This is a genomic window from Azospirillum sp., from assembly GCF_035628975.1.
In the GTDB taxonomy this organism is placed as follows: Bacteria; Pseudomonadota; Alphaproteobacteria; order Azospirillales; family Azospirillaceae; genus Azospirillum.
This window is the reverse complement of sequence record NZ_DASPIS010000051.1, coordinates 1-10,937: the sequence shown is the minus strand read 5'-3', so window position 1 is coordinate 10,937 and position 10,937 is coordinate 1. Positions and strand designations below refer to the sequence as shown.

Annotated in this window: 7 protein-coding genes; 3 read left to right on the top strand and 4 right to left on the bottom strand. The window is 68.5% G+C overall.

Features of this window, described 5'->3' with window-relative positions; translation table 11 throughout:
* On the bottom strand, positions 1-348 hold a 348-nt coding region (locus tag VD964_RS11690), incomplete at its 3' end, for a hypothetical protein (protein WP_324868750.1).
* 29 nt (positions 349-377) lie between these two features.
* Positions 378-1,088 carry a class I SAM-dependent methyltransferase gene (locus tag VD964_RS11685; protein WP_324868748.1) on the bottom strand — a complete coding sequence of 237 codons (711 nt, stop codon included), beginning with the start codon at positions 1,086-1,088 and terminating at the stop codon, positions 378-380.
* Between the two features lie 436 nt (positions 1,089-1,524).
* Between VD964_RS11685 and alaS the strand changes: the two genes are divergently transcribed.
* The 3 genes from alaS to VD964_RS11670 all read left to right on the top strand — a co-directional run bounded on the left by alaS (position 1,525) and on the right by VD964_RS11670 (position 5,486).
* Positions 1,525-4,209 (top strand): alanine--tRNA ligase, encoded by a 2,685-nt coding sequence (gene alaS, locus VD964_RS11680; RefSeq protein WP_324868746.1) that lies wholly within the window; start codon positions 1,525-1,527, stop codon positions 4,207-4,209.
* 75 nt (positions 4,210-4,284) lie between these two features.
* Positions 4,285-4,617, top strand: coding sequence for a DHCW motif cupin fold protein (locus VD964_RS11675; protein WP_324868744.1), 333 nt, complete (start codon positions 4,285-4,287; stop codon positions 4,615-4,617).
* Between the two features lie 26 nt (positions 4,618-4,643).
* Entirely contained in the window at positions 4,644-5,486 is an 843-nt protein-coding gene (locus VD964_RS11670) for a MoxR family ATPase (RefSeq protein ID WP_324868742.1), read from the top strand.
* A gap of 164 nt (positions 5,487-5,650) precedes the next feature.
* On the opposite strand, the gene VD964_RS11665 is transcribed toward VD964_RS11670, so the two are convergent.
* Together VD964_RS11665 and VD964_RS11660 are read right to left on the bottom strand one after the other, a co-directional pair.
* Positions 5,651-9,457: an AAA family ATPase gene (locus tag VD964_RS11665; protein WP_324868740.1), complete on the bottom strand. Its 3,807-nt coding sequence runs from the start codon at positions 9,455-9,457 to the stop codon at positions 5,651-5,653.
* A complete protein-coding gene (locus tag VD964_RS11660; protein WP_324868738.1) occupies positions 9,457-10,701 on the bottom strand; it encodes an exonuclease SbcCD subunit D C-terminal domain-containing protein in 1,245 nt (414 codons plus the stop codon). The genes VD964_RS11665 and VD964_RS11660 overlap by 1 nt, the downstream gene beginning before the upstream one ends.
* Positions 10,702-10,937: the final 236 nt, after the last annotated feature.

Genomic DNA, 10,937 nt, shown 5'->3' with positions numbered 1-10,937 from the left:
CCGGTCGAAGAGGACGGTGGGCGTGCCGTGCTGCTCCGGCTCCAGGAAGCGGTTGGGGGCCTTGCGCTCCATGATCGCGCAGTCGATCAGAAGCAGGGGATCGGTGCCCGCCAGATGATAGAAGGCCTGCCAGTGGCCATGCCAGGTGGGCTGCGGCACCTCCCAGCGACGGTCCAGCGGACCGAGCGACTCCAGCGCCGACTCCACAGCGAGGCGGGTCGCCTCTACGGTGCCATCTGCGACGATGCACTGCAGATCCATGTCGGAGTAGTGGTCATAGCGGCCGGTGGCGCGGGAACCGGCTTCCCAGAAGGCGAGTACGTTCGGCATGGGTTCGAGGGCGGCCACCAGGGCCTCAAGAATCCGGGTGCGGTCGCTCACGGTTTGATCCCCCACAGCAAGCTATAGTACGAAACGCAGCGTACGGGCCCCCGGGCCAAATCGGCCTCCAGCCGCTCCAGGCCCCGGCGGAAGGCAGCTTCGCCGATCAGGTGGAGACTGGAGAAGGCCTTCTCCCGGTACGGGCCGGTATCTGTTAATTCCCACGGGAACTCGACCAATTCCTCCTGCGCCTGTGCAAAGCCGGCCTCGGTCATGAACCGGGCCAGGTCTGCCATGGCCGGGTAACGGCGAAGCTCGATCTCTTCGGTCTCGGGCCAGTAGGCGGTCAGGGGAATCCGATGGCGAATCACCCATTCCGAGTCAGTGACCGTCGCCAGGCGGCCCCCGGCCTTAAGCGCCCGGAACGCTTCCCGCATATGCAGGGGCCGGTCCTGTACGTGGTGAATCACATCGACCGAGAAGAGCAGGTCAAAACTGGCGTCGGGGAAGGGGAGGGACTCGGCCCGCCCCACCTGAAGCGTCACGGGGGCGCCCTTCTCGGCGGCCCGGTGCAGCATTTCCTCGGATGGGTCGATGCCGAAGCAGGCGGAGCCCGTGGCGCACGCAATTGAAGTGATATAGTTGCCCGTGCCGCAGCCGACTTCAAGGATGCGGGTGCCGCCGGCCTCGAGCAGGCGGCGGAAGACGAGCGGATGAACGCGGCGGTGACGGGCGTATTCAGCGGCCAGCTGGTTGTAGTCGAGCAACTGCAATCTCCTCCTTCATGCGCAGGGCTGACCATAGGACGGCAAAGAAGCGGCAGGCGTTCAGACGGTAACTTGACACGAGGCATGCAGGCTTGTATAGTACTGGGTAATCGAACCCAATGACGGGAAGTACGGTCCCCGCACCTCGCCGCAGAGAGGGCGCCCCACCGGCTGAAAGGGCGCCTGGCCGAGAGGGAACCGGAGCCACCCCCGAGGGGCCCTCCGATGGGGAACAATCTCCGAGGACGCTGCGAGATATGCGCAGCACCGCAGTGAGACTGTTCGCCAGCAAAACAGGGACGGCCACCAAGCCGATATCACTGGCATGAGCGACAAATCAGGGTGGTACCGCGAGAGTTTGGCCCTCGCCCCTGGCGCCTGTTAGCAGGCGTCAGTGGCGAGGGCCTTTTGCATTTTTGCGAAGGAGGAAAGAACCATGCCCAAGTACATGTCCGGCAACGAAATCCGGACCGCCTTCATCGAGTTCTTCAAGTCCAAGGGGCACACCTATGTGCCCAGTTCCTCGTTGGTGCCCCACGGCGACCCCACGCTGCTCTTCACCAACGCGGGCATGAACCAGTTCAAAGACACCTTCCTGGGCCTGGAGAAGCGGGAGTACAACCGGGCCGTTACGGTCCAGAAGTGCACCCGGGCCGGCGGCAAGCATAACGACCTGGATGAGGTCGGTTTTACCGCCCGGCATCATACCATGTTCGAGATGATGGGCAACTTCAGCTTTGGCGACTACTTCAAGGATGACGCTCTGGCATATGCCTGGGAGTTTATCACCTCGCCCGAGTGGCTTGGCCTGCCCACGGACCGCATTTGGGTCTCCATTTATACAGATGATGATCAGGCGTTTGACATTTGGACCAAGAAGGTCGGCGTTTCCCCGGACCGTGTCGTCCGCCTGGGCGAGAAGGATAACTTCTGGCGCATGGGCGACACCGGCCCCTGCGGCCCCTGCTCCGAGATCTTCTTCGACCACGGCCCGTCCATCGCCGGCGGCCCGCCGGGCAGCCCGGACCAGGATGGCGACCGCTTCATCGAGATCTGGAACCTCGTGTTCATGCAGTATGAACAGCTGGGTCCCGACAATCTGGTGCCGCTGCCCAAGCCGTCGATCGACACCGGCATGGGGCTGGAGCGTCTGGCCGCCGTCCTGCAGGGCAAGCACGACAATTACGACATCGACCTGATGCGGGCGCTGATCGTGGCGTCGGCCGAAGCGACCAAGACGGCTCCGGACGGCCCGCATGCCGTGTCGCACCGCGTCATCGCCGACCATCTGCGCTCCACCTCCTTCCTGATCGCCGACGGCGTGCTGCCGTCGAACGAAGGCCGCGGCTATGTGCTGCGCCGCATCATGCGCCGCGCCATGCGTCACGCCCACATGATCGGCGCGCGAGAGCCGCTGATGCACCGCCTGGTCCCGGCGCTGATCCAGCAGATGGGCGACGCCTATCCGGAGCTGAACCGCGCACGTGCCCTGATCGTCGAGACGCTGAAGCTGGAGGAAACCCGCTTCAAGCAGACGCTGGAACGCGGCCTGCGCCTGCTGGAGGACGAGGTCGGTCATCTCGGCGAAGGCCAGCCGCTGGCCGGCGACGTCGCCTTCAAGCTGTACGACACCTACGGCTTCCCGCTCGACCTGACGCAGGACGTTCTGCGCGGCCAGGGCCGCGGCGTCGACGAGGCAGGCTTCAAGGCCGCCATGGACGAGCAGCGCCGCAAGGCCCGCGAATCCTGGGCCGGGTCGGGCGAGGTCGGCACCGAGAAGCTGTGGTACGAGATCAAGGACGAACTGGGCGCCACCGAGTTCTTTGGCTACGACACCGAAGTCGCCGAGGGCAAGGTGACCGCCATCGTCAAGGGCGATGCCCGGGTCGAGGCCGCCGACATCGGCGATCAGGTGATGGTCGTCGTCAACCAGACGCCCTTCTACGGCGAATCGGGCGGTCAGGTCGGCGACGCCGGCGTGATCTTCTCCGCCGGCGGGGCCGAGGTCGCGGTCTCCGACACGCTGAAGAAGCTGGGTGCGGTGTGGGCCCATGTCGGCACCGTCACCAAGGGCACCCTCAAGGTCGGCGATGTTGTCGAACTGCGCGTCGACAGCGAGCGCCGCGCCGCCATCCGCGCCAACCACTCGGCCACCCACCTGCTGCACGAGGCGCTGCGCCACCGGCTGGGCGACCATGTCACCCAGAAGGGCTCGCTGGTTGCGCCGGAGCGTCTGCGCTTCGACATCAGCCAGCCGACCGGCCTGTCCGCCGCCGACATCGCCGCCGTCGAGGATGAGGTGAACCGCCGCGTGCTGGGCAACAGCGAGGTCATCACCCGCCTGATGTCCCCGGACGAGGCCCGTGCCCAGGGCGCCATGGCCCTGTTCGGCGAGAAGTACGGCGACGAGGTCCGCGTGGTCTCCATGGGCGGTCCGCATGGCGAACTCGACCGCGACTATTCCATCGAACTGTGCGGCGGCACCCATGTCCGCCGCACCGGCGACATCGGTGTCTTCAAGATTGTCTCCGAGGGTGCCGTCGCCGCCGGCGTCCGCCGCATCGAGGCGCTGACCGGCACCGGCGCCAAGGCGTGGCTGTCCGAGCGCGACCATCTGCTGACCGAGGCGGCGGGCGTCCTGAAGGTGAAGCCCGACGAGGTTCCGACCCGCGTCGCTGCGCTGGTGGAAGAGCGCCGCAAGATGGAGCGCGAACTGGCGGAATTGCGCCGGCAGGTCGCCATGAGTGGCGGCGCCAAGGCCGAGGGCGGCAACGAGGCCAAGGACATCGCGGGCATCAGGTTCGCCGCCCGCGTTGTCGAAGGCCTGCCGGCCAAGGACCTGAAGCCGATGGCCGACGAACTGAAGAAGCAGGTCGGCTCCGGCGTCGTGGTTCTGATCGCGTCCAACGAGGGCAAGGCGTCCATCGTCATCGGCGTGACCGACGATCTGACCGGCACCTTGAGCGCCGTCGATCTGGTCCGCGTCGGCGCCGAGGCGCTGGGCGGCAAGGGTGGCGGCGGCCGGCCGGACATGGCCCAGGCCGGCGGCCCCGACGCCTCGCTGGCCCCGGCGGCGGTCGAGGCCATCGAAAAGGCCATCGCGGCCAAGAAGGCCTCCTGATCCTGATGGAACCCGGCCCCCGGACTGCTCCGGGGGCCGTTTTTCCGTTCATGCCGTTTTTGTCGAGGTCCGGCGATGGAACTCCCGACTCTTCCCTTCACCGTGACCGACTGGGCCGCTGTCCCGGTCACTGAACATCCGGGCGAATCCGGCAAGGCGCTGTGGCGCACGTTCCGCGCCGGGGAACTGCGGGTGCGGATGGTCGAATACACGCCGGGCTATCTGGCCGACCATTGGTGCGACCGCGGCCATGTTCTGTTCGTGGTCAGCGGTGAACTGATCACCGAGTTGAAGGATGGCCGCCGCTTCGTCCTGACCGCGGGCATGAGCTATCAGGTGTCGGATTTCGGCGACCACCCGCATCGGTCCTCGACCGAAATCGGCGCCACCCTGTTTATCGTGGACTGAACATCGTCGTTTGAGGGAGCAGGCCCATGCGCTTCACCGGCACCGACCGCTATGTCGCCACCGACGACCTGATGGTGGCGGTCAACGCCGCGATCACGCTGGAACGGCCGCTTCTGGTGAAGGGGGAACCCGGCACCGGCAAGACCGTGCTGGCGGTGGAAATCGCCCGCGCGCTGAACAAGCCGCTGCTGTCCTGGCATGTGAAGTCCACCACCAAGGCGCAGCAGGGACTTTATGAATACGATGCGGTCAGCCGCCTGCGCGACAGCCAGTTGGGCGAGGCGAAGGTCCACGACATCGCCAACTACATCGTCCGCGGCAAGCTGTGGGAAGCCTTCGAGGCGCCGGAGGCCCCCGTCCTGCTGATCGACGAGATCGACAAGGCCGACATCGAGTTCCCCAACGACCTGCTGCTGGAACTCGACCGCATGGAGTTCCACGTCTACGAAACCCGCCAGACGATCACGGCGGCCAAGCGCCCCATCGTCATCATCACCTCCAACAACGAGAAGGAGCTGCCGGACGCCTTCCTGCGCCGCTGCTTCTTCCACTACATCCGCTTCCCCGACCGCGAGACGATGGAGCGCATCGTCGATGTCCATTACCCCGGCCTGAAAGCCGCGCTGCTGCGCGAGGCGCTGAACCTGTTCTACGACCTGCGCGAGGTTCCAGGCCTGAAGAAGAAGCCCTCGACGTCGGAACTGCTGGACTGGATCAAGCTGCTGATGGTGGAGGACGTGGATCCCGAGACCCTGCGCGCCAAGGATGCCCGCACGCTGATCCCGCCGCTGTGCGGCGCGCTGCTGAAGAACGAGCAGGACGTGCACACGCTGGAACGGCTGGCGTTCCTGGCGAAGCGGGGGCGCTGAGGGGAGTTCAGGAGGCGGTTGCCCCCTCCCCATCCCTCCCCCGCTTCGCGGGAGAGGGGGTAGGATTTTTGGCGGCGTGTACTGAAACGTGAAGCGGCGGCAGTCCCCTCTCCCGCGTTAGCGGGGGAGGGCTAGGGAGGGGGCACCCTCCGCAACCACTCCCCTCAAACCCCCTCCACCTCCTCCATCGCCACCCCCAGCGCCGTCCCCGCCACCGACTGCACCGTCACCCGGCTGCGCCCGCCGCCCAGCGGCATCACGCGGATCTGCGTGCCGATGCGCTCGACCATCGCCGGAACGTGGCTGATCACCCCCACCTGACGCCCGCCGGCCTGCAGCGCTTCCAGACAGGACAGCGCCACATCCAGGCTGTCGGGGTCGAGCGTGCCAAATCCCTCGTCGATGAACAGCGTGCCGATCCCGCCGGAGGTCCCCGCGGCCATCGCCGACAGTCCGAGTGCCAGGGCAAGCGACACCAGGAACAGCTCGCCGCCCGACAGGCTGTGCACCCCGCGCCGTTCGTCGCCCATCTCGCGGTCGACCACCTGGATTTCCAGATCGGCCCCCGCCACCCGTTCCAGCCGATAGCGGCGGGCAAGATCCTCCAGATGCCGGTTGGCGTGGGTCAGCAGCAGGTCCAGGCTCAGGCTCTGGGCGAAGTTGCGCATCTTCTGCCCGTTCGCCGAACCGATCAACTGCGCCATCTTGCCCCACAGTACGCAGAGCGCCTGCTGCGCCTCGATCGCCGTCCTCAACCCGGCCAGCCGTTGCCGGTTGGCGTCATCGGCCTCCAACCGCCCGCGCGCCGAGCCCAGCCGGTCGCGGTCCCGTTCCAGCACCGCGCGGATGCTCTCCGCCGCCGCGGCGGCTTCGTCGACACTCAGCGCCGGGCGGCCGGCCGAATGATGGCCCGCCGCATGATAGCCCGGCGCATGATGGTCGGTGCGCTGCCGGCGTCGTTCGGCAACCACGAGCGCCGCGTCGCCACGCGCCCGCTCCAGCACCGCCAGCGCCAGTTCTTCCGCCTCCAGTTCGCTTTCTGCGGCCGCCAGCAGCCGACGGACCTCCTCCAGCCCGACCCCCCGTTCGGCCACCGCCCGTTCCAGCCGCTCCCCGGCAACCCTGGCCTTGTCGGCGCACAGCCGGGCGGCCTCGCCGCGGGTTTCCCGTTCCTGCTCCGCCGCCGACAGCCGGGCGATGGCATCCTGCCGCGCAAAGGTGGCCTTCTCCACCAGTGCTTCGGCCTCGTGCCGCTCGCCGGCCAGCAGCTTGCGCACCAAGGCCACCGCCCGCCCGCCCAGCAGGGCACCGCGCGCCGTCCGCGCTTCCGCCAGCCGCGCGGCCAGATCGCCGGCCCGCCCGCGGGCCTCCTCCTCCGCCCGCAGTGCGGCGTCCATCTCGGCGGTCTGCACCGCCCGCTCGCCGCTGGCCCGCTCGACCTCGCGGGTGGCACGGGCCAGCGCATCGGTCTTTTTCCGATATTCGGCCACCCGTGCCGCCAACCCGGTCCGATAGTCCTCCGGCCCCCGCTCCAGCCGAGACCGCCACTCGGCATCTCCGGCCAACCCTTCGGCCAACTCCGCCAGAGCGGATTGCCGGTCGGCCTCGGTCCGCTCGAGTGCGGCCACCGCGAGCGCCAAGGCCTGCCGTCCGTCCGCCAGCCGCTGCCGGGTCGCTTCGCATTCCGTTGCCAGCCCGGCCGCCGCGGTCTCCAGCCGCCGATGCTCCTGCTGCGCCGCATCCAGCCGCCGGCGATGATCAAGTGCCTGTTCCTCGTCGGACGCAATGGCCGCAAGCTGCCGGTCCACCGTTTCGACCGTCTGACGGATGTCGCCGAGCGTTCCGCCCTCAACCTCCCAGCCGACAACCTCCCAGCCAGCCACCGCCGCCTGCTCGGCCCAACGGACCTCAAGCCCTTCGGCCTCCCGTGCGAGAGCCGCCAGCCGTGCCGCCAATCCGTCGGCCTCCTTGCGCGCCGCCCGTTCGGCCGCCTCCAGTGCCGCGTGGCGGGCGACCGTCGCGGCCAGGGTCTCGCGCAACCCGGCAAGGTGCCGCTCCTGATCCTGCGTCACCCGGCCGAGCGGAGTTACGCCGGCGCCTGCCCAGGGATGGTCCGCCGATCCGCAGACCGGGCAGGCTTCCCCCTCCACCAGCCTCCCGCGCAGGCTTTCCACATCCTCGCGCTGGGCCAGCAGCAGCCGTTGCAGGGTCCCTTCCGCTTCCTCGACCGCCGCGCATTGCCCGGCCCGGCTGTCGGCAAGCTGCCGCGCCGCCGTTCCGTCACGCTCCGCCTCGCCCAGCCGTTGCAGCCGCTCCCTCTCGGCCGTTTCACGCTCCGTGCTAAGCCGCTGGCGTGCGTCGCCGGTGGCGAGCAGCGCCAGCAGCCCGTCCCGGCGGCGGCCGGCCTCGCCCCGTGCCTGCCGTGCCTCGTCGAGCGACGGCGCCGCCTCGCTCCGCAAACTGTCCAACGTCCGCTCTGCCGTGCGGCAGCGCTCCCTCGCCTCGGCGAGCCGGATTCCCACGCCTTCGGCAGCGGCTTCCGTCGAGGCAAGCTCCTGCTCCAGTCGTAGACGCTCCCGGGCGGCAGCCTCCCTTGCCCGTCCATCGGCGATGGCGCGTCCCAACAGCCGATCCCAGCGCTCCCACTGGTTAGCCACCACGGCGAAGATCGCCTGATCCCGCAGCCAGACCTCCAGCCGCGCGGCATCGTTGCGTACCGCCGACAGGGTGGAGTCGATGTCCTGCACCGCTTTCCGCGCCGTGCCGCTCCGCTGCGCCGCCGCCTTTGCAGTCGCCTGGGCAGTTTCTTGCTCGCTCGTCAGCGCCGTGATCCGCCCGTCCAGGTCGGCCGCTCGTTCAAGATCCGGTTCTGCCTTGGCTTGCTCCGCGCAAGCGGCTTCGAAGCGCCGCCGGGATTCGCCATGACGGGCGGCGGCTTGCTCCACCGCCAGCCGCGCCGCTTCCCGGGCTTCCGTTGCGCGCTCCACGGCCGCTGTTGCTTCGGCAGCTTCGCCGCTCGCCCTGTCGGCATCGGCCAGCAGCGGGCGCAGCGGTTGAAGCCCGCGCAGCCGGGCAGCCGCCTCACGCCGTCCCTCCGCCTCGACCCATTCCCGCTCCGCCGCTTCGGCTGCCTCGACCGCTTTGCCCTCGGCCGCCGCGAGTTGCCCGTCGCGCTCATGCCAAGCCAGCGCCGCCTGGGCATGGGCCAGCGCCTGCTCACCGCCACGCACCGCATCCGCCGCTTCGCCGGCCTCAGTCTGCAAGGCGGCGCGGTCATCGTCGTTCAGCACCCCGATGCCGCCGCCTTGCGCCACCAACCTGTCGAGCGTTTGCTTCTCCGCATTCCCCCGCTCATGCGCCGCGACGGACAGCCGGGAGTAGATTTCCGTCCCCGTCAGCAGTTCCAGCAAGGCAGACCGCTCGCGCGGCGGCGCCTTCAGGAAGGTGGCGAAATCGCCCTGGGCCAGCAGGACCGCCCGACGGAACTGCTCGAACGTCAGGCCGAGCCGCCGTTCGATCTCCTCCAATACGCTCTTCTTGCCGTCGCCGAAGCGCCGCTCGCCGTCGAGGCTGCTCAGCGACATGCTCTGTTGCTGCAAGGCACCCTGCGCCTTCTGCCGCGCCCTTCGCACCTCCCAGCGCGCGCGATAGGCGTCGCCGTCGATCCCGACGAAATCCACCTCCGCCCAGCCGAACCCTGCGCCCCGCCGTAGCACCGTGCGCACGTCGGTGGTGCGGATGCTGTTGGGATCGCCCTCGGGGCCCAGCATCTCGCCGCGCCCCTCCGGCAGCCGCGGCATGCTGTCGAACAGGGCAAGGCACAAGGCATCCAGGATCGTGCTCTTGCCGGCGCCGGTCGGCCCGGTGATGGCGAAAAGGCCGGCCCGCCGCAACGGCTCCCGGTCGAAATCGATGGCGAATGGGCCGTCCAGGCTGGTCAGGTTGGCGCCGCGCACCGCGAGAATCCGCATCACATCGTCTCCTGAACGCCGGTCAGCAACTCATGGAAGGCCGTCATCAGGTCCGGGTCGGGGTCGCCGTCATGGCTGCGGCGGTAGAGCCGCCGGAATACCTCTTCAGGCTCCAGCGAAGCCAGATCGACCGGCGGCGCGCTGTCCGCCAGCGTCTGCCCGCTGCCGGTCAGCCGCACCCCCAGCTTCAGCAGCCGCACCGGCCGTCCGGCCAGCACCGCCTCGACCTCGTCGCGCAGGGCGGGGCGGGGTTCCGGCAGGGTGACCGTCACCTCCAGGAATGGCCAGGCGTCGCGCGGCAGGCCGCTGTCCAGCTCCAGCCGCTTCAGCCTGTCGAGTGCCGCCTCCGGACTGGCTTCGCTGACCCGGTGGATCGTCACATGCCGCGGCACCCGCAACGCCTCATGCCCGACCAGCCGGCCGCCTGCGAACTCGGTCAGAACCACCTGATGGGGATAGGGTTGTTCGTCCAGCGCCAGCGGGATCGGCGAACCGCTGTAACGCACGGCCTCGCGCCCGCCGACCGCCTGCGCCCGATGCAGGTGGCCCAGCGCGACATAAGCCGCGTCTTCCGGGAAAATGTCGACCGGCAAGGCGTGCAGGTTGCCGCCCAGGATCTTGCGCTCGCTCAGCTCGGACAGGGCGCCGCCTCGCATATAGCAGTGTCCGGTCAGGATCAGCGCTTCACCGGGGCGGCAACGGTCGCGGCCGCCGGTCCAGGCCTGCGTATAGAGCCGGCGCACGCCTTCGATCAGCGGGTCGACGTCTTCCGCCTCCTCGATAGGTGGCAGATCGGATGGCCGCAGATAGGGCATGGAGACGCAACGGGCTGCCACCGCGCCATCGGCATCACGGAGCGGCACGATCAGCGGCGACGGGTCGAACATCCCGTCGGCGGAGGAGGGCAGGGTACCGATCACCCGCACGCCCATCTCGGTCATCAGCGGCGACGGGGCCTCCAGCCGACTGGCACTGTCGTGGTTTCCGGCGACCACCACGATATCCAGCCGAGGGTGCAGAGCCTTAGCCCGCGCGACGAACCGATAGAAGAGGGCAAGCGCGGGGATCGGCGGGTTCTGCCCGTCGAACACATCGCCGGCGATGACGAGCGCATCCACATCATGCTCGCCGATCCGGTCGATCAGCCAGTCGAGGAAGCAGGCATGCTCGGCATCGCGGGGAATGCCGTGCAGAGTCTGGCCGAGGTGCCAGTCGGCGGTGTGGAGAAGACGGAAGCTCCGCATGGTCCTGCGCTCGCAACGAAACGATGCGCCACTCTACGGATCGCGCCACCGGCCGCGCCTAAAAAAACGACGCGGCCGAAAAAATGCCGAGGCGGCGAAAAAACCGCTTGCCAGTTTTGGGGGAGGGCGCCTATAACCCGGTCCACCGACGGCGGGGCGCTGAACGACAGCGCGGCGCCGGAGGAGAAACGGAAGCAAGAACAGCAGCTTAGCTGTTTAATCTTCCGGCTTCGACC

What these genes read in the sequence shown, in the direction of transcription:
- alaS (WP_324868746.1), top strand. Translation starts at nt 1,525, where the DNA reads ATGCCCAAGTACATGTCCGGCAACGAAATCCGGACCGCCTTCATCGAG.
- VD964_RS11675 (WP_324868744.1), top strand. Translation starts at nt 4,285, where the DNA reads ATGGAACTCCCGACTCTTCCCTTCACCGTGACCGACTGGGCCGCTGTC.
- VD964_RS11670 (WP_324868742.1), top strand. Translation starts at nt 4,644, where the DNA reads ATGCGCTTCACCGGCACCGACCGCTATGTCGCCACCGACGACCTGATG.
- VD964_RS11665 (WP_324868740.1), bottom strand. Translation starts at nt 9,457, where the DNA reads ATGCGGATTCTCGCGGTGCGCGGCGCCAACCTGACCAGCCTGGACGGC.
- VD964_RS11660 (WP_324868738.1), bottom strand. Translation starts at nt 10,701, where the DNA reads ATGCGGAGCTTCCGTCTTCTCCACACCGCCGACTGGCACCTCGGCCAG.